18 protein-coding genes are annotated in these 15,998 nt (G+C 56.5%); 4 read left to right on the top strand and 14 right to left on the bottom strand.

The window, feature by feature from the left end:
• Positions 1-121: 121 nt before the first annotated feature.
• Positions 122-331 carry a hypothetical protein gene (locus KGD89_RS12750; RefSeq protein ID WP_025260164.1) on the bottom strand — a complete coding sequence of 70 codons (210 nt, stop codon included), beginning with the start codon at positions 329-331 and terminating at the stop codon, positions 122-124.
• 920 nt (positions 332-1,251) lie between these two features.
• Between KGD89_RS12750 and KGD89_RS12745 the strand changes: the two genes are divergently transcribed.
• Positions 1,252-1,989, top strand: coding sequence for an SDR family oxidoreductase (locus tag KGD89_RS12745; protein WP_025260163.1), 738 nt, complete (start codon positions 1,252-1,254; stop codon positions 1,987-1,989).
• Between the two features lie 143 nt (positions 1,990-2,132).
• Here the strand turns inward: KGD89_RS12745 and tnpC are convergent, their stop codons facing one another.
• From tnpC to tnpA, 3 genes are all read right to left on the bottom strand, one after another.
• Complete coding sequence (gene tnpC / locus KGD89_RS12740) at positions 2,133-3,668, bottom strand: IS66 family transposase (RefSeq protein WP_025258071.1); 1,536 nt, start codon at positions 3,666-3,668, stop codon at positions 2,133-2,135.
• Between the two features lie 61 nt (positions 3,669-3,729).
• Positions 3,730-4,119, bottom strand: coding sequence for an IS66 family insertion sequence element accessory protein TnpB (gene tnpB, locus KGD89_RS26005; RefSeq protein ID WP_244165752.1), 390 nt, complete (start codon positions 4,117-4,119; stop codon positions 3,730-3,732).
• Positions 4,062-4,385 carry an IS66-like element accessory protein TnpA gene (gene tnpA / locus KGD89_RS12730; RefSeq protein ID WP_081741908.1) on the bottom strand — a complete coding sequence of 108 codons (324 nt, stop codon included), beginning with the start codon at positions 4,383-4,385 and terminating at the stop codon, positions 4,062-4,064. Before tnpA ends, tnpB begins: the two co-directional genes overlap by 58 nt.
• On the opposite strand from tnpA, the gene KGD89_RS12725 reads away from it, so the two are divergent.
• The 3 genes from KGD89_RS12725 to KGD89_RS12715 all read left to right on the top strand — a co-directional run bounded on the left by KGD89_RS12725 (position 4,384) and on the right by KGD89_RS12715 (position 6,540).
• Positions 4,384-5,034 carry a hypothetical protein gene (locus tag KGD89_RS12725; protein WP_244165755.1) on the top strand — a complete coding sequence of 217 codons (651 nt, stop codon included), beginning with the start codon at positions 4,384-4,386 and terminating at the stop codon, positions 5,032-5,034. The two genes, tnpA and KGD89_RS12725, sit on opposite strands and share 2 nt — an antisense overlap.
• Before the next feature lie 2 nt (positions 5,035-5,036).
• Positions 5,037-5,330, top strand: coding sequence for an SLOG domain-containing protein (locus KGD89_RS12720; protein WP_038400392.1), 294 nt, complete (start codon positions 5,037-5,039; stop codon positions 5,328-5,330).
• Positions 5,331-5,389: 59 nt separating this feature from the next.
• Positions 5,390-6,540 (top strand): IS3 family transposase gene (locus KGD89_RS12715; protein WP_117148206.1). Its coding sequence is split into 2 segments (ribosomal slippage): positions 5,390-5,624 and positions 5,624-6,540, totalling 1,152 coding nucleotides; the frame shifts between segments, so codons are not numbered across the junction.
• Here KGD89_RS12715 and KGD89_RS12710 read toward each other — a convergent pair.
• From KGD89_RS12710 to KGD89_RS12670, 10 genes are all read right to left on the bottom strand, one after another.
• Positions 6,537-7,334, bottom strand: coding sequence for a tetratricopeptide repeat protein (locus KGD89_RS12710; RefSeq protein ID WP_025260161.1), 798 nt, complete (start codon positions 7,332-7,334; stop codon positions 6,537-6,539). The genes KGD89_RS12715 and KGD89_RS12710 overlap by 4 nt on opposite strands.
• A 212-nt stretch (positions 7,335-7,546) precedes the next feature.
• Positions 7,547-7,678, bottom strand: coding sequence for a hypothetical protein (locus tag KGD89_RS26150; protein WP_256327116.1), 132 nt, complete (start codon positions 7,676-7,678; stop codon positions 7,547-7,549).
• 62 nt (positions 7,679-7,740) lie between these two features.
• Positions 7,741-8,928, bottom strand: coding sequence for an MFS transporter (locus tag KGD89_RS12705; RefSeq protein ID WP_025260160.1), 1,188 nt, complete (start codon positions 8,926-8,928; stop codon positions 7,741-7,743).
• Between the two features lie 89 nt (positions 8,929-9,017).
• Positions 9,018-9,722: an ABC transporter ATP-binding protein gene (locus KGD89_RS12700; protein WP_025260159.1), complete on the bottom strand. Its 705-nt coding sequence runs from the start codon at positions 9,720-9,722 to the stop codon at positions 9,018-9,020.
• Entirely contained in the window at positions 9,719-10,567 is an 849-nt protein-coding gene (locus KGD89_RS12695) for an ABC transporter ATP-binding protein (RefSeq protein WP_025260158.1), read from the bottom strand. The genes KGD89_RS12700 and KGD89_RS12695 overlap by 4 nt, the downstream gene beginning before the upstream one ends.
• Entirely contained in the window at positions 10,557-11,411 is an 855-nt protein-coding gene (locus tag KGD89_RS12690; RefSeq protein ID WP_025260157.1) for an ABC transporter permease, read from the bottom strand. Before KGD89_RS12690 ends, KGD89_RS12695 begins: the two co-directional genes overlap by 11 nt.
• Positions 11,408-12,418, bottom strand: a complete 1,011-nt coding sequence (locus KGD89_RS12685) for an ABC transporter permease (protein WP_025260156.1) — start codon at positions 12,416-12,418, stop codon at positions 11,408-11,410. The genes KGD89_RS12690 and KGD89_RS12685 overlap by 4 nt, the downstream gene beginning before the upstream one ends.
• A 20-nt stretch (positions 12,419-12,438) precedes the next feature.
• The gene (locus KGD89_RS12680) at positions 12,439-14,016 is read right to left on the bottom strand and encodes an ABC transporter substrate-binding protein (RefSeq protein WP_025260155.1); all 1,578 of its coding nucleotides are present in this window, start codon (positions 14,014-14,016) and stop codon (positions 12,439-12,441) included.
• 238 nt (positions 14,017-14,254) lie between these two features.
• Positions 14,255-15,547 (bottom strand): PQQ-dependent sugar dehydrogenase, encoded by a 1,293-nt coding sequence (locus tag KGD89_RS12675; protein WP_025260154.1) that lies wholly within the window; start codon positions 15,545-15,547, stop codon positions 14,255-14,257.
• Positions 15,544-15,972, bottom strand: a complete 429-nt coding sequence (locus KGD89_RS12670; protein ID WP_025260153.1) for a DUF2231 domain-containing protein — start codon at positions 15,970-15,972, stop codon at positions 15,544-15,546. Before KGD89_RS12670 ends, KGD89_RS12675 begins: the two co-directional genes overlap by 4 nt.
• Between the last annotated feature and the right edge of the window lie 26 nt (positions 15,973-15,998).

Here is a 15,998-nt window from a genome sequence, read left to right as displayed (position 1 = left end):
GTTGAGTTGAATGACTCGGGACGTTGATTCGTGGCTGGATTCAGTGCGGTAACGTAGACGGCTGTTAACCAGAAGGGAGGTTATTTGGAAATAACCTCCTGAACACCATTACTGTGTCGAATTAAACCACTTCATCGATCAGCGAGGTTTTCACCGGCGTCACAGTAACCGGAGGGTTGGTCGGATTTTGCAACTGATCCCTGAGCTTTTCCAATGCTGCTTTTTGCTCATCGGTCAAGGGTGGCGGCGGGGTTGGAGAAACGGGCAGGGGAGTCGCCGGGCGAGTACCGCCGGGGGTCAGTATGGGCAGAGGATTGTTGGTTATTTGCATGTCACTACTTCCGTGAGTGAGGGTTGAACCCAGTGTAACGGCCGCTTTTCGATGAGCTTTAGAGCTGATCGACCCCAGTGTGCTCCAGGCGTTGTGAGCAATGGCCTGTGGGCATGCCTTATCATCTATCTCCAGTCAGGCAGGCTAAAAGAGAGTCACCGTATCCCCGGCAGTCACATTGGCAGTAGCTGTTGATATGCTTTAAAGGCTTGGCCATTATTCTGCAAAGAGATTAACTTCGCTCTTGTCATGTGCTTCCAGAATGACTTTCCTCAAGCCGAATGCAGCTCTTTTAATCCATACCGAAGATGGCCAACAGTATTACGAGCAATGCCTCCGAACCATAGAGGAATTGCGCGTCGGCGAGATCATGTTGGAGACTGGCCGTCGGGAGGTTGTCGCCAAGTTTGAGAGTGTCGCTTCCTGTGCTATTTGGGCGGTACTGCGTTGCGCCCATTTTGCTGGGTTTTGCTCGTGTGCATCCCTGGGCGGTGATGGAGTGCAACGTTGTTTGGCCTGACGCTCAGCACCTTTCATTACGATCACGTCTGGCGATTGACTTGCTGGCACTCGGGCTTCCAAGGATTTTGGAAAGCCAAGCGCCTTAGACCTGGATAGCACTTATGTGTGTGACCCTGGACGCCTTAACCAGGCGTGAGAGAAACCTTATCCACTTTTGCAATGCCCGATATTTGTTAGCTGCAGCTAACGACACGGGTTGTGATCCGCACAAAAGCTTGGTAAAAATTGTGCGTCGAAAGAGTGCAGTCCGGATGGTAGCCCGGTCAACGTTCCATGGAACGTCAACTCCTCCCGAAAGGGTATCCGCGACACCTTGCCCGGCTTGCCGGTTGTGGAGGTGTGCCTGCGGATTTCTCTCTTTGTGCAGCGCACCTTCTTACTAAAAGTAGGAAGCTCTCATGAAGCTCAATGGCAATACCATTCTGATCACTGGCGGTGCCACCGGCATCGGCTTCTCTCTCGCCAAACGCCTTGCTGAAAACAATACGGTGATCATTTGCGGCCGCAATGAGGCGATGTTGGCTCGCGCTAAAAATGATGTTCCAACGTTGATCCCATATGCTTGCGATATTGCCGACACGGAAAGTCGTCGTGCGATGGTGAAATGGCTTAAGGATAACCACCCAAGCCTCAACGTTGTGATCAACAATGCAGGCGTTCAAAACCAACGTGATTTCAACAGCGACCCGCATATGGATACGCTCGATGCCGAAATCGCCGTTAACTTTACGGCTCCTGTCCACCTGATTGCGGAGCTGCTGCCGAGCTTTAAGCAGCAAGAAAACGCTTACGTCATTAACGTCAGCTCTGGTCTGGCATTCTCGCCTATGGCTGACGTGCCGGTGTACTGTGCGACCAAGGCGGCTATCCACTCCTTCACATTGAGCCTGAGGCATCAACTGAAGTCTTCTAATATCCGCGTTATTGAAATTGCTCCTCCCATAGTCGATACCGCTCTCGGTGGCGGTACTCGCAGTGCGGGCGCTGCAAGCCACATGATGGTTTCGGCTGATGATTTTACTATTGAGAGCATTGAGCAGCTCGGAGCGGGTAAAGATGAAATTCTGGTCGGGGTTTCCGTTAAAACCCGTCAGATGGGAGAAGCCATGTTTGAGACTATGAATAAGCGTGGCTGATTCTTGGCGAAGAACTGTCCGAAGGGCGGTTCTTCCTCAATAGACTGCAACAACAGAACCCAAGGGCAATAGTCCTGTCGCAGCGACGAAGAGCAGGCAAGCGAAGATCATCGTAAGCGTACGGGGAACACGCCTTGCGCAAGTCAGCCCGGCATCCACTGATGCGGCAAAAGTTGGTCAATCTCACTGGCCTTGTGCGTCGGCAACCGGCTCAGCACATCCTTGAGATACGCATACGGATCATGCCCGTTCATGCGCGCCGACTGGATCAAGCTCATGATCGCCGCAGCCCGCTTACCACTGCGCAGCGATCCTGCGAACAACCAGTTAGATCGCCCCAAGGCCCATGGTCTTATCGTGTTCTCGACAGGATTGTTGTCGATGGGCACAGCCCCATCGTCCAGGTAGCGCGTCAGCGCTACCCAGCGTTTCAAGCTGTAGTCCAAAGCTTTGGCCGTAGCCGATCCTTCGGGCACAAGCTCGCGCTGAGCCAGCATCCATTCGTGCAACTTCTCAGCGATGGGCGTCGCTTTTTCCTGACGTAATCGCTTGCGATCTTCATCGCCCATTTCCTTGGCTTGCCGCTCAACCTCGTACAAACCGCCAATCGAGTGCAGTGCCTGTTCGGCCAACTGACTTTTATTCGCCACGTGCAGATCGAAGAACTTGCGGCGGGCGTGAGCCATACAGCCGATTTCGGTGATGCCCAGCTCGAAGCTGGCCTTGTAGCCTGCGAAGTCGTCGCACACCAGTTTGCCGTTCCAGGAGCCGAGGAAGTTGCGGGCATGTTCACCCGCGCGACTTGGGCTGAAGTCGTAGACCACCGCTTTAAGCGCCGAAAATGGCGTGGTGCAGTAAGCCCATACATAAGCGCGGTGAGTTTTCTTTTCGCCGGGTGCGAGCATCTGCACCGGCGTCTCGTCGGCATGGACAACTCGCTGCGCCAGTACTGCTTCTCGCAGCGCATCAACCAAAGGCTGAAGCTGCACGCCAGTTTGCCCGACCCATTGGGCTAGCGTTGAGCGCGCAATTGCCAAACCGGCGCGGCCGAAGATTTTCTCCTGACGGTATAGCGGTAAGTGGTCGGCGAACTTCGCCACCATCACGTGAGCGAGCAGGCCTGCAGTAGGTATGCCCTTGTCGATTACCTGGGCCGGCACCGGTGCCTGGATCAGCGTTTCGCACTGGCGGCAGGCCCACTTTCCACGCACATGCTGCTCTACCGTGAACACGCCCGGTGTGTAATCCAGCTTTTCGCTGATGTCCTCGCCGATGCGCTGAAGTTGGCAACCGCAAGCGCACTGAGTGTTTTCCGGCTCGTGGCGGATCACTGTGCGTGGAAACTGCGCAGGCAGCTGCGCACGTCTGGGTTTCTCACGAGGCTCGGCCGGTGCAGTTGGCGGATTGGCCGCCTTCAGCTCGGCTTCGATTGCTGCAAGGTCGGTGTCGAGCAGGTCGTCGAGGAGGCTGCCTTGGTCAGGGCTCAGTTGCTCACTGCGCTTGGCGAACTTGTGGCGTTTGAGGATCGCGATCTCATGGGCAAGCTGCTCATTGACCGTTTCGAGGCGTTGGATCTTCTGGCCCATCGAGTCGACCTGGGACAGCAACTGCAAGGCCTGCTCGGCCAAGGCGCGTAGCTGTTCTGGTGTCATCTGGTCGAGGCTGGGCGAGGAAGTCATGCCGCTGATTGTGCCAGAGCAGGCGATCAGCGGCGATAAACCGATGGGCTAATAGAAGGTGTTATAGCACTGTGATGGTGCCTCCCGCGCCGACTCGCTGCCAAGGCAAGCCCAGCACCAGCGCCTGGAGTTGCTCGCTGTCGAGTTGTACTTCCAGGCCACGATGGATGCCAGGCCAGTGAAACTTGCCTTGGTTCAATCGCCGCGCAGCAAGCCAGATGCCGACACCGTCGTGCACCAGGACTTTCATTCGGTTGGCCCGTCGATTGGCAAAGAGATAAGCGCAGTGCGGCTTCGCCGCACCAAATACCGCAATCACTCTGGCTAATGCTGTTTCCGTACCGGCGCGCATGTCCATAGGCTCAGTGGCGAGCCAGATGGCGTCGATGCGGATCACTGGGCAAGCCCACGGATAAAGCGGGCGCAACCATCTGGGTCTGAAGATGGCCATTTCACGGTGAGTATTTGCTGGCCGAAAGGAATCTCGAGGCTGATAGGTATTGGCTGATCTGGCTGGGCTGTGGGCGCGAGTTTCACTGGAACAAAAGCGGGCGGCGTCGGTGGCTGGCAATTGCGATACGCAGGAATCCATTTTCGAACCAGGTTAGCGTTGATGCCGTGACGCAGGGCAACGCTGGCCATTGATACGCCCGGTTGTAGGCATTCCTGGACGACTTGGGCTTTAAAGGGCTTGGGGTAAGAGGTTCTTTGGCGCATGGAAATCCTGACAAGAAGGGTGATGGTGTCCACGTATTTTTTAGGTGGACACCATCGCCCTTATGGCTGGGATCGGGTAGGTGAGTTCGCCGGACGATTACGATGGACATCGGCCGAGTTCGGGAGGGCGCTTGCCAAGGGCATCAGCGTGCTTCGGGTAGGATGGCCCGAAGCCCAGCGTTCCGAGCGCTTGGCCACCGCAAGCCTCGCTGAGCTTGATGCGAGCGAGCTAGATGTCGCATCTGGAAGGATCACTGACCACGCGATTGACCGGATTTGTCTCCAGCTTGAAGAAGTCCGCAGCAAGAGCCATGCGGTGCGAACCGTTAACCTGGTTAGCAATCTGCGAATCGGCATCGAGACCATTGGTGGCGAGGTGATTGGTATGGGCGCCGGGCGCGGGATTCAGGTACGGCTGCCCGATGACCGGATGGTCGTGGTTTACCCAGCCGTGGGCGTGCCGACCTCCACGACTATGCACGAAGCTTCAATGAACTCTCCTGACGGATCTGTGGCCATACTCTATGACCATGTAGGCCTGCATCCGCAGTGGCTGAGTCATTTGGACTGGCTCGGCCAGCACATCCAGGCGACGCGATGGGTTAAGGCCTGCGAAGCGGGCTGGCAATTTGCAGACTGGAGGGCGTAGAAATGGGGGCGATTTTTCTCTCGGCAAGTATCCCAGTGGCTGGGCGAGGTCAGTATTTTGAGACTGCTGACCCGTTTCTTATCCAGTGTGCCGTTCGCGAGTTCGCCATCGCTGCCGTTCGCCAGCACAAGATTGTATGGGGCGGCCATCCAGCAATCACCCCAATGATCTGGAGCATTTGTGAAGATCTCGGTGTTGATTACGCAAGCTCTGTGGTTCTGTATCAAAGCCGATTTTTTGAAGGGAGCTTCCCAGAAGAGAACCAGCGATTTGACAACGTGGTCTATACAGATTGAATCGCCCCGGGTTTCGTAGACACCTCCATGCCTTAAAATGAGGCCAATCAGGAGGTGCCATGAGCAACCCGCGTTATCCCGAAGAATTCAAAACCCAAGCGGTCAATCAAGTGACCGAAAAGAAGCTTCCCGTCGCTGACGTAGCGGCCCGTCTTGGTGTGTCGACGCATAGCCTCTATGCGTGGATAAAGCGCTACAGCAAACCTCAAGAAGAACGGCAGCAAGACGATGACCAGCACGCTGAACTGCGTCGACTGCGAGCGGAACTCAAGCGGGTCACTGAAGAGCGAGACATCTTAAAAAAGGCCGCCGCGTACTTTGCCAAGGAGTGCGGCTGAAGTACGCCTTTATCAAGCAGCGCGCGGGCGACTATTCCATTCGACGGCTTTGCCTGACGCTGAAAGTCCATCCCAGTGGTTATTACGCCTGGTTGTCTGAGCCGCAATCTGCACGCGCTAAAGATGATCAGCGATTGCTGGGTTTGATTAAGCATTCATGGCTGGAGAGTGGCGGAGTGTATGGCTATCGCAAAATCCATGATGATCTTCGCGAGGTCGGTGAAGATTGTGGTCGGCATCGTGTGGCGAGGCTGATGCGTCTTGAGGGGCTGCGCTCTCAGACAGGGTATCGACGACGCCCTGGAAAGTACGGAGGTAAGCCAGCAGTCGCCTCACCCAATTTACTGAAGCGCCAGTTCGATGTCGTAGAACCCAACAAAGTGTGGGTCACCGACATCACCTACATTCGCACGTACGAAGGCTGGCTGTATTTGGCTGTGGTGCTGGATCTGTTTTCTCGTCAGGTCGTTGGCTGGTCAATGAAGTCGCAGATGACCAGTGATCTAGCCATTGATGCGTTATTGATGGCGGTTTGGAGGCGTAAGCCGAAACAGGAGGTGATGGTTCACTCCGACCAAGGCAGCCAGTACAGCAGCACCGATTGGCGCAGTTTTTTGAAGGCGAATAATTTGGTTGCCAGCATGAGTCGCCGAGGCAACTGTCATGACAACGCCGTAGCCGAGAGCTTTTTCCAGCTTCTAAAGCGGGAGCGTATCAAGCGGAGAATCTACACCACGCGGCAAGATGCTCGTAGCGATGTGTTCGACTACATCGAGATGTTCTACAACGCAAAACGCCGGCATGGTTTCAACAATCAGCTGTCACCGGTAGAGTTTGAAAAGCGTTACGCAATGAGCTTGCAAGGTGTCTAGAGAATCCGGGGCGATTCATCCACAGCGCCTTCATCATCTCCGGCTCCAGCCATTGAGCTGGCCAGCAACTGCCAAGCTCCCGACTTGTCACGGAATGTCTCAGGTATCTCTTCGGTCGTCAGCTGCTCTCTGTTCAGAAGCCTTGCATTGGTCAGCGCAACCCAGACCGAGTATGAGTCCGGGAAACGCGCGATGGCCTCCTGTCCAACCTGGATCGCAGTCTGCACGTCATCCTTGAGCATCGACGCCCGGACAAGGCCCGCCGCGATACGCTCATCGTCCTGGTAAAGGCTGGCAGCCATTTCGAGGTCTGCCGCGGCTTTCACGTCCTCCGCCAAATGCCAGAAGCACATCCCTCGTAGGAAATACCACCGGGCCTGTTGGTGCGCATCGTAAGTAGGGAGACCGTCTTCGAGCACCTCCAACTGCGCCAGCGCATCCCGGTACCGATGATCGTTGTGGAATTGACTGACGCGATCAAGCTGGCGAGAGGCGAGGGTGCTATCTGATGCCGGACTCACCGGTGGAAGTTCATCCGCGAGGAGGGTACTCGTGGCAGGGCGGCTGCTTGAGAACAGGGGCTCCAAGTACTCCGCTAACGGGGCAAGCTGTGCGCGCCGCTCTTGGCTGACAACTACGGTGCCTAAGCTCAGGTCTATGATGGCCTCACGCACAAGCCGCGACCTGTGAAAATCTTGAGCTAGTCCTTCCAAGTACAAATGGAGTGAGGTCAGGTCGATTTCTGCGCCGCTGCCATTGAGCTCAGCACAAACGCCAACCAGCTTCGCCCACACAGCGCTACTGTCCTTATGCGGCAACGCGTACTTGGTTTTAGTCGAACGACTAGGTCCCATGCATTATTTAACATAATACACATTATACGAATCATCCTATACAAAGCATGGGTCACTCTGCTGGTGCTTTCCAAGCCAGATTTCTCACCTGCGAGAAAAACATCACCACGAACCACCGTACTGATGCTATCTCGCGAAACCCAACCCAGCTCTTACGCAAACAACCCCAGCGCCGCATCATCGTCTTCAAATACAACAACGTAAGTTCCTTCTGCCGCAGGTGCTTCTGTAACTGAGCCTTGGCCTACATGAAGTTCTGATTCGGCCGCCAGATAGATTGGCATCGAGTATTCCTTTACGTGTGGGCTTGAATCATGCCAAACGCCATAAACCGGATCAAACCCTCTCAACCTTGAGCACAGGACCTCGTTGCCGAAGAGTCCTGCAGCAACGGCCGCACCACACTAATCAAACCCACCAACGCCATCCCGGCTCCCACCCACAGCGGTCCACGCAGGCCATACCCGGCATTGATAGCTTCTCCACCTGCCCAGCTACCCAGCGCGAGGCCTGCCGTGATGACTGATGTGTGAAGTGTATTCACCAGTGCGCCCGGCTCGGCGGCTTTCATTACTCGGGCGGCCATTGCCGGGTTCAGTGAGACACCGGTCAGGCCGATCGCGATGAAGCACGCCACGTTCAGCCACTGATGATCGCCAGCCAGCGCAAAGCCGCTCAATGCCAGTGTCAACAGAGCCAGCCCCCAGCCCAATGCCGGGAATGTATGGCGGTCGGCGATGCGTCCGACGAACATATTGCCTGCCAGATTGGCCACACCATAAAGCGCCAGAATCGGCGCTATGTAGCCGGGAAGTACGCCGACTTCCTTGATCAGAATCGGTGTGATGTAGCTGAACGCCGCGAAGGTCGATCCGATGATGAGGCCGCTGGTGAGGTAAGCGCCCCATAGGCTGAGGTTGTTGAGATCACTCAGTTGCTGTCGTAACGCTGGCTGTTTGTCTGCATCGCCAGCAGGCAATCGGGTGGCTACCAGGAACGTACACACCAAGGATAACGCCACGATCAGCCATGAACTCGCACGCCAGCCAAAAGCATGTTCAATCAGGTTGGTCATCGGCACGCCGGCCACAGGTGAAAGCATGAGTCCGCCCAGGACAACCGATACCGCCCGTCCGCGGGCTTCAGGCGGTACAAGACCAGCGCATATCGTCATGCACAATCCGATGCAGGCGGCGCTGGCAACGCCCATGATGACTCTGGCCAGCAACAGGATTTCGTAGCTTTGCGCCGCCGATGCCAGTACTCCGGCAGCAACATACACAGCCAATAGCCCGATGAGTGCAGGCTTATTGCCAATGCTGCGGGAAACCAGAAGCACCATGACAGGCGGCCCGCCCAGTGCCATGCCCAGTGCATAAAAGGCAATGAGGTTACCGACCTGGGCAAGGCTCACCGAGAATGAGTCGGCCAACGCCGGCATCATCCCGGCCACCATGAACTCTGCGGTGACCAGTGTGAAGATCGTCAAACCCAGCAGGTAGACGGTAGGCGGTAGTTTAGAGCGGTTGGTCATGACAATCTCGAAGCAAAACAAAGCGCGCTACCCTAAGCAGATATGACCGAACGGTCAAATATCCGGGCTGAATAATGTCTGCGCTCTTATCAAACAATGGCCGATAACCCTTCCCTGTCCAGCCGTCGCTCAATGCTGCCGCCCTTGATCACCAAAGCCCTGTCGCACAGATGTGCAACCGTATTCATGTCGTGACTGACGAGGATCATGGTCATCCCGGTATCGCGTCGCAGCCCTTGAAGCAGGTTGAGGATTTCTGCCTGTACGGTCATGTCCAGCGCCGAGGTGGGCTCGTCGAGCAGCAGTAATCCGGGTTGCAACTGCAATGCACGAACGATGGCGATTCGTTGTCGCTGGCCACCGGAGAGTTGATGCGGATAACGGTCCAGAACCTCGGCGGGCAAACCCACTTGCTCCAGTGAGGCCACCAGGCTGTGTTCATCAAAAGGCAATCCGTTGACTTGCCGCGGCTCGCGCAGGCTGCGACGAATGCGGTGCAAGGGATGCAATGAAGCGTATGGGTCCTGGAACACCATCTGGACATCGCGGCGCAGTTTGCCCTTGAAGGCTTGCTGCGCCACAAGAGACTGGCCGAACACTTGAACGCCGCCCTGCCAGTCACGCTGCAGTCCCGCAAGCACCCTCAACAGAGTCGACTTGCCGGAACCGGAGCCGCCAATCAGGCCGTAACACTCGCCCTGCCCGATCTGTATCTGCTCGACTTCCAGCGCCTTGAAGTGGCTCAAGCCGCGCTTGAAGCCCACTGCCAACGAACTGATCTCCACTGCGTTCATCGATGCTCCTCAAGCAGGCTTCTGTCCAGGACAGGCAATGGATGCCCATAGCTCAGCGCCGAAGGCTGGCAGTTCCACAAGGTTTTCGTATACGGATGGCTGGCAGTCGCCAACTCGGATGCCCGGCACCGATCCACGATGTTGCCTTGGTACATGACCAACACGCGGTCGCAATATCTGGAGACCAGAGGCAGATCGTGGCTGATCAACAGCAGTCCCATGCCCCGCTCCTCTACCAGGCCCATGATCAGATCGAGCATCTGGTCGCGCAGGTTGCTGTCCAGGGCTGAAGTCGGTTCGTCGGCGATAAGCACTCGAGGATCATTTATCAGCATCGACGCCAGCATGACCCTCTGCCCCATGCCTCCGGACAACTCATGAGGATAGCGATCGTAGAGCGTTACCGGATCTGGCAAGCCCACGGCATTGAGCATTTCCAATACTTTCTCACGACGCTCGCGACGCCCGAGTCGGGTGTGCAATACCAGCACTTCCTCTACCTGAGTGCCGACCTTGAGCACCGGATTGAGGGAATACTTGGGGTCCTGCAGCACCAGTGACAACCGCGTACCGCGCAGGGTTTGCCACTGTTTTTCATTCAGCCGCAGTAAATCATCGGCTCCCAGGCGCATGTGCTCTGCAGAAACCCGAGCTGGACGAGGCACAAGCCCAAGCAGCGCACGGGCGGTCAGTGACTTGCCCGAACCGGACTCACCCACCAAGGCAACCTTTTCAGTTCCGACGGTGAAATCGATCCCCTTTACGACATCAATTCGCTGGGCATCAGGCCCGGGAAAACTGACACGCAGGCCTCTTACATCCAGGAGTGTTTCATCACGAGCCATGACGGGGATCCAGAACATCGCGCAGGCCATCGCCCAGCAGGTTGAAGGACAAACTCGTCAGAAGAATGGCGATGCCCGGTGCGGCAGCAACCCACCACTGATCGAAGATGACACGGCTGCCATCGGCAACCATCGAGCCCCATTCTGCTGTCGGCGGCTCGACACCCAGGCCGAGAAAGCCGAGCCCGGCAGCCGCCAGAATGATGCCACCCAGATTCAATGCCACCCGCACAATCACAGACGGCAGGCACAGCGGCAGTACATGCCCGAGCAGCAAACGTGCTCCTGTAATACCTTGCAAATGAGCAGCCGCCAGATAGTCGCTGTCACGCAGGACGCTGGTTTCGGCCCGTGCCTGTCGTGCGTAGGCCGGCCATGCAGTGAGCGACAAGGCCAGCGCACCGTTGAGCAAGCCCGGTCCGAGAATGGCAACGAACGCCAGCGCCAATACCAGTTGCGGGAACGCCATGAACACATCGGTTATCCGCATCAGAATGCGTTCCGCCCAGCCGCCATAAAACCCGGCCGCGACTCCCACCAATACACCGATAGGCAAGGTCAGCAACAAGACCAGTGACACCAGCAGCAAGGTGGGACGTGTACCGTAAAGCAGGCGTGTGAAAAGATCGCGACCGAAACCATCGGTGCCTAGCCAATGACTGGCTGAGGGTGGCAACAGACGCTGTTCAATGTTTTGCTGATTTGGGTCAAAACCGCTTAACAAGGGTGCAAATACTGCAACCAACAACAGCAATAGAATCAATGACCCGCCCAGGGTCAAGGCGGGTGAGCGACGCCACCAGCGTTGCCCTGAAACACTATCGAAAGCTACAGAAAGGCTCATAGCAGCTCCCTTGTTCGTGGGTCGATCATGCCAGCCAATACATCGGCGATGCCGTTAACGACGACGAAACAAAGACCGATCAGCAAGGTGCTACCCAAAATTGCAGGCACATCTCCAGCGAACAATGCAGTGGTCAGATAGCGACCGATGCCAGGCCAGGCAAAGACGGTTTCAGTGAGAATGGAGCCTTCGAGCAGACCGGCGTAAGCCAGGGCAACCACCACCACAAGTGTGCCTGCGACATTGGGCAAAACGTGGCGGAACAGCACACGACCGCGCCCAGCACCTTTGGCCAGGGCGGTTATCACATACTCCTTGCCCATCTCACCCAGCAGCGCAGAACGTGTCAGTCGGCAAATACCCGCCATGGCGTAAAACCCCAACACCAGCACCGGCAGTACCAGGTGCGAGAAGGCGTTGCTCAAGGCCCCCTCTTCTCCCGAACGCCAGGTGTCCCACAGCATCCAGCCGCTGGGCAGTTCGATGGTGTAGATAAACGCATCATCCAGACGGCCAGGCCCTCCTGCCCACTGCAATGTTGCATAGAACAAGAGCAGCATCAGCAGCCCGAGCCAGAACACCGGCACCGAATAACCGATCAGTGAGAACAACCTCACCAGCGTGTCGATCCAGCCACCGGGCTGCCAGGCAGCCAGCAGTCCCAATGACAATCCAAGAGACGCACCCAGCACAATCGACAGGGTGGCGAGTTCCAGGGTGGCGGGCAAGGCACGTTTCAAGTCTTCCAGCACCGGTTTGCTGGAGGTATTGGAAACACCCAGATCGCCCTGGGAAAGTTGGTGGAGGTAACTGCCGAACCTGACTGGCCAGGGTTGGTCCAGTCCCAGATCACTGCGGACCTGTGCCAGGGTTGCCTCACTGGCACGATCCCCGGCAATACGTAGCGCCGGGTCGACCGGCGATAGCGTGGTCAGCAGAAAGGTAAAGAGCAGCAGGCCCAGCAATGTGACCAACAAGGTCAATAATCCGGTTCCTGCCACTCGAATCCTGCGCGAGGCCCCTACCCTCACTTGGCTTTGCTCACCTGATCGAAGTACGGGAGAGAAACCGTGATGTTCTGCAGAACACCCTCGACCCCTTCATGGACGGCGACCTGATTGCGGCCTTGCAGTGCGACTACAAAGGGTGAGCTTTCCTGTACGGTCTTTTGCAGGTGGCCATACAAGGCGGTGCGCTTCTGTGGATCGCGTTCAGCGGCTGCCGCACGTGTCTCCTGGCTTAGTTGGGGAATATTCCACTGGGTGCGCCAGGCAAGAGTCTTTGGCCCATTTTCCACGTTGTAGGTGAAGGTGCTGGCGTTGGAGTTAGGGTCAAGGTAGTCCATGCCCCAATAGGTGAATATCAGTTGATAATCACGGCTACGCATCTTTGCCCACAACTCGCTCTCGACCAGAGGGCGAACGGTGATGTCGATGCCTGCTTTCCCGAAGCTTGATTGCAATGCCTGGGCAATATCGGTGTAAGGCGGCTGATTGAAGACATTCAATTCAATCCTGGTGCCTTCAGCGATGCCTGCATTTTTCAGGATGCCTTTGGCTTTTTCCACATCCAGCTTGAATGGCTGGTCACCCAATGATCCCGCCACACCTGATGGCAGGAACGATTGGTGCACGCTGTACTGCCCCTTGAGCAGGTTTTTGGAAATGCTCTGGTAATCCACGAGCCAGCGGGCTGCTTCCCAGAAAGCGGGATTCTTCAGGGCGGGAACCTGAGTGTTACCGCTATTGATGCCCAGGTAGTAAATCATCGATGAAGGGAAACGCTGGACTGTCACGCCCTTCTGCTGCTCAAGAGCGCTGAACTGATCGGCACCCAGATCATACGCAAGGTCCGCATCACCCTGGACCACCAGCAGGCGGCGGGTTGCCGGATCCGTGACATTCTTGATCACGACCGTCTTCAGCTTGGGGGCCACGGCTGCATGGGGGTTGGCCTGCAAAACCACGGCCTCATGAGGTGTGTAGGAGCGCAATGCATAAGCCCCCGTACCCGCCGAATGATTTTTCAGCCAGCCATTGCCCAGATCGGCGCCCTTCGCATGTTTCTCGACTTCTGTCGCATCGACAATAAAGCCAACGGGGGTCGCCGACAGGATACTCAGGGCAAAAGCGCTGCCGACACCTGCTGGCCAGGCAATTTTTACGTGATTCTCATCAACCTTGGTAAGAAAGCCGTCAATGTTGTCTGCTGTCCAGCCCAGTTCCCCCAGAATGAAGGAAGGCGTCTTGTTCAGTTTGACGACGCGCTTGAAAGAATAAATGACGTCCTCTGGACGTACCGCGTTGCCCGAAGAAAAAGTCGCTCCAGAGCGCAGTTTGAACACCAGGCTCTTGTCGTCACTGCCGACGGTCCAGCTTTGCGCCAGGGCCGGTACCAGCACAGACGGATTCTGACGATCAGGTTCCAGCAGTCGCTGATACAAGTTGACCAGAGTGTTTGTAGCGGTAATTTCGAAACTTTCTGCGGGGTCAAGACTGACGATATCGTCAATTGAACGAGCCACAATCAACGTATCCGCAGGCGTCTTTGCCCACACCGAACCACTGATTGCAATAGCGATTGCCAAAGCCGTAAGACGCCGCATTCCTGACTCCTGATTACAAGAAATATCGTTGATGTGGCTGGACGATATATTTCTATCAGGAATAAGAAAAATAGTTTTTAGTCATTAACTTATGACTTTTTGACGTTGCAGCTGGCATTTTGCCTAGTTACGTGTGGGGGCTTATATTTCGGTGGTAGCAACGGCGATGTAGCGCACTCATCCACAAACGGTCTGAAATGACACGCCGGGCACTACTGCCCGGCGCATCGCTCAAGGCTTATCGATTACGAGTCACCCTCCACACCGTATTCGCCAGGTCATCGGCGATGATCAAGGCGCCACGTGGATCGACAGTCACCCCCACAGGCCGGCCGCGGGTTTTCCCTTCTGCATCCCGGAAGCCTGTAGCGAAATCAAGCGGCTCGCCTGCTGGCCGTCCATTGCTGAACGGTACGAAGATCACTTTGTAACCCACCGGATTATCCCGGTTCCAGCTGCCATGCTCGCCAACGAATACGCCGTTTGCGTACTTGTCGCCCAGGGCCGGTATGGAGAAGTCGACGCCCAGTGCTGCGACATGCGACCCCAGGCTGTAATCCGGCTTGATTGCAGCGGCTACCTTCTCAGGATTTTGCGGCTGGGCGCGAGAGTCGACGTTCTGCCCCCAATAGCTGTAAGGCCAGCCGTAGAAACCGCCCTCGCGTACCGATGTCAGATAATCGGGAACCAGATCGGGGCCCAACTCGTCACGCTCGTTGACCACCGTCCACAATTGTCCGGTCCCGGGTTGAATCGCCAACGCCGTAGGGTTGCGCAGTCCGGTTGCATAAGGCTTGTGAGCACCCGTCTGAGCATCGATCTGCCATACCATGGCACGGTCGACTTCTGCCTCCATGCCACGTTCGGTGACGTTGCTGTTTGAGCCGATACCAACATACAGGAAACGGCCGTCAGGGCTGACAGTCAGAGCCTTGGTCCAGTGGTGGTTGATCTCGGACGGCAGGTCGGTGACCTTGGTGGGCGCGCCGCTGGCCTTGGTCTGGCCTTCTGCATAATCGAAACGCACCAGCGCATCCTGGTTCGCCACGTACAGCTTGCCATCGGCAAAGGCCAGGCCATAAGGCGCGTTGAGGTTTTCGGCAAACACGGTCTTCAGCTCGTAGGTTCCATCACCGTCGGCATCGCGCAGCAATGTCAGACGGTTACCACCTTTGACCTTGGTATTACCCTCGGCCTTGATGACGCTTGCGATGACATCCTTGGGCTTGAGCTTCGCAGCACCGCCGCCACGACCTTCTGCAACGATGATATCGCCGTTGGGTAGAACAAGAGTCTGACGCGGGATTCTCAGATCGGTAGCGATCGCGGTAACACTGTAGCCCTGAGGCACGGTTGGCTTTTTGTCGCCCCACTCAGCCGGCTCGGCAATTTTCATGCTCGGCAGCAGGCCACGTTGCGGCTCAGGCAGTTTGGGATCGGGCCCGAGAGACTGGGTGCTATCCGCTTCGCCGCCACATGCGCTCAGCAACAAGGCAACACTCAAAACAGACAGTGCAGGCAAATGTCTCATTGCGCACCTCCTGACCGCAGGTTGCTCAACCCGATCCATGCGGCGACAACAGACAGCAGGGTCACGATAACGGACAGAACCAGACCCGAGGGCATGACGGCCCATGCGTCTTTAGCATGTTCGAAAGCATTGATCAGGCCCAATACCCAAGTGCCCAGAAGCAGCAGAAAGTACACCACCGGGCGACCAGCCTTGTGCTCTGCCCGGATCAGATTGACCAGCGCGAACAGCAACGCCAGGCCGCAGAACACCAGGCCACCGGCAATAAGCCAGGACGCAAAGTTGCTCCACTGGATCTGAAAGGTCTTGAAGTAGGCAATGTCACTCAGCAAGGCGCCGAGAAACAGCGGGACGGTTCCGGCAAGCAAGATCGCGTGCAGCGGGCTTGGCGTGCTTCGGTAGACGGGGTTGGCGGTAACGGTCACGGCGGCTCCTTATCGTGTGGCGAACC

This window comes from Pseudomonas cichorii, assembly GCF_018343775.1.
Taxonomy (GTDB): Bacteria; Pseudomonadota; Gammaproteobacteria; order Pseudomonadales; family Pseudomonadaceae; genus Aquipseudomonas; species Aquipseudomonas cichorii.
Note: the sequence above shows the minus strand (reverse complement) of the source record. Positions and strands in the feature narration are given on the sequence as shown.

Excerpts from the sequence above, each read along its gene's own strand:
- KGD89_RS12750 (WP_025260164.1), bottom strand. The coding sequence starts at position 331 with ATGCAAATAACCAACAATCCTCTGCCCATACTGACCCCCGGCGGTACT.
- KGD89_RS12745 (WP_025260163.1), top strand. The coding sequence starts at position 1,252 with ATGAAGCTCAATGGCAATACCATTCTGATCACTGGCGGTGCCACCGGC.
- tnpC (WP_025258071.1), bottom strand. The coding sequence starts at position 3,668 with ATGACTTCCTCGCCCAGCCTCGACCAGATGACACCAGAACAGCTACGC.
- tnpB (WP_244165752.1), bottom strand. The coding sequence starts at position 4,119 with ATGGCCATCTTCAGACCCAGATGGTTGCGCCCGCTTTATCCGTGGGCT.
- KGD89_RS12725 (WP_244165755.1), top strand. The coding sequence starts at position 4,384 with ATGGAAATCCTGACAAGAAGGGTGATGGTGTCCACGTATTTTTTAGGT.
- tnpA (WP_081741908.1), bottom strand. The coding sequence starts at position 4,385 with ATGCGCCAAAGAACCTCTTACCCCAAGCCCTTTAAAGCCCAAGTCGTC.
- KGD89_RS12720 (WP_038400392.1), top strand. The coding sequence starts at position 5,037 with ATGGGGGCGATTTTTCTCTCGGCAAGTATCCCAGTGGCTGGGCGAGGT.
- KGD89_RS26150 (WP_256327116.1), bottom strand. The coding sequence starts at position 7,678 with ATGCCAATCTATCTGGCGGCCGAATCAGAACTTCATGTAGGCCAAGGC.
- KGD89_RS12705 (WP_025260160.1), bottom strand. The coding sequence starts at position 8,928 with ATGACCAACCGCTCTAAACTACCGCCTACCGTCTACCTGCTGGGTTTG.
- KGD89_RS12700 (WP_025260159.1), bottom strand. The coding sequence starts at position 9,722 with ATGAACGCAGTGGAGATCAGTTCGTTGGCAGTGGGCTTCAAGCGCGGC.
- KGD89_RS12695 (WP_025260158.1), bottom strand. The coding sequence starts at position 10,567 with ATGGCTCGTGATGAAACACTCCTGGATGTAAGAGGCCTGCGTGTCAGT.
- KGD89_RS12690 (WP_025260157.1), bottom strand. The coding sequence starts at position 11,411 with ATGAGCCTTTCTGTAGCTTTCGATAGTGTTTCAGGGCAACGCTGGTGG.
- KGD89_RS12680 (WP_025260155.1), bottom strand. The coding sequence starts at position 14,016 with ATGCGGCGTCTTACGGCTTTGGCAATCGCTATTGCAATCAGTGGTTCG.
- KGD89_RS12675 (WP_025260154.1), bottom strand. The coding sequence starts at position 15,547 with ATGAGACATTTGCCTGCACTGTCTGTTTTGAGTGTTGCCTTGTTGCTG.